General features: G+C 63.6%; 1 protein-coding gene. It reads left to right on the plus strand.

The features are described 5' to 3' along the window. The first annotated feature begins 112 nt into the window (after positions 1 to 112). Positions 113 to 1,624, plus strand: a complete 1,512-nt coding sequence (locus V1Y59_RS23640; RefSeq protein ID WP_330507482.1) for an IS1634 family transposase — start codon at positions 113 to 115, stop codon at positions 1,622 to 1,624. Positions 1,625 to 1,641 lie beyond the last annotated feature (17 nt).

Consider the following 1,641-nt stretch of genomic DNA (forward strand, 5'->3'; position numbering starts at 1 on the left):
CCTGAGTTGGACCTCCTGACCCGATTTCGGGGCGGCGGCTGGTTATCGGTGCTGGTCAGCGTGTTGGCTGTCTGGAATCTCGAGCACTAAATGTCTCGGATATGGTCGGTTGGTGAGCCCGTATGTCCGGAAGGTGACGACCGCGTCAGGTGCGACGGCGGTGCAGATCGCCGAGACCGTGCAGGGCCGCCGGCGGATCGTGGAACACATCGGCTCCGCGCATACCGAGGCTGAGTTGGCGGCGTTGATCGCGGTCGCCAAAGGCAAGATCGAGGCCGGTCAGCAACACCTCGACCTCGGCTTATCGGGTGCCGAGCAGGTGCGGGCGGCCGGTGAGGCGGTGATCACTCGCTATTCCAGCGAACTGCTGTGGACCACCCTGATCAGCTCGTATCGGCGGCTGGGCTTCGATGTGCTCGGCGATGACACCTTCGCCGCGTTGGTGTGTGCCCGGTTGGTCGAGCCGACCAGCAAACTCGACACGCTGCGGGTGCTCGATGACATCGGGATCAGCGCGCCGCACCTGTCGAGCATCAAACGGGCGTTGGCCCGCTGCGTGGAACGTGACTACCGCAGCCAACTATCGAAAGCCTGCCTCGACCACGTCACCACGCAGGGACCAGGAGTGGCGCTGGTGCTGTATGACCTCACGACGCTGTATTTCGAAGCCGAGGATGAAGACCAGCTGCGCAAGGTCGGGATGAGCAAGGAACGCCGTGTCGACCCGCAGGTCACGGTCGGGTTGTTGGTGGCGCGCAACGGCTTTCCACTCGACATTCATGTGTTCGAGGGCAACAAGGCAGAGACGAAAACGCTGATTCCGGTCATCACCGGTTTCGTCGAACGTCACGAGATCACCGACATGGTCGTCGTCGCCGATGCTGGCATGCTCTCGGCGGCCAACCTCAACGCCCTCGAAGACGCCGGCCTGAAATTCATCGTCGCCTCCCGCACCTCCAAGGCGCCCAAAGAGTTGGAAGACCACTTCGGTCGGCGCGGCAACTACATCGACGACGGCGGCGTCGTCGAGTTGAGCAGGCCGATGGGCACCGGAGCTGATCGCCGCGACCGGCGGGTGGTGTGGCACTACAGCTGGGCACGCGATCGCCGCGACAACCGCACCCTCAACGCCCAAATCCTGCGCGCCCAACGCGTGACCGAGAAGGCAGAACCGTTGCGTAAGCAGCGATTTGTGAAGATCTCCGGTCAGACGGTCGCACTCGACGACGAATCCATCGACCGTGCGCGCGCCGCAGCCGGCTACAAAGGCTACGTCACCAACATCACGGCATCGGTGATGGACGGCCACGCCGTGGTCGCGGCCTACCACGCCCTGTGGAAGGTCGAGCAATCATTCCGGATGGCCAAATCCGACCTGAAAGCCCGCCCGATCTTTCACCGCACCCGCGATGCGATCGACGCGCACCTGACCATCGTGTTCGCCGCCCTCGCCATTGCCCGGGACCTGCAGAACCTCACCGGCATGTCGATCAAGAAGATCGTGCAAACCCTGCGCCGCATCCACACCGTCATCGTCGACATCGACGGCCACCCGCTGACCGCACGCACCCCGCTCGACGACGACGCCGAAGCGATCATCGCCGCTATCAACGCCAGGCACTAAGGAGGTCCAACTCAGGT

Source organism: Gordonia prachuapensis (assembly GCF_036350515.1).
Lineage (GTDB): Bacteria > Actinomycetota > Actinomycetes > Mycobacteriales > Mycobacteriaceae > Gordonia > Gordonia prachuapensis.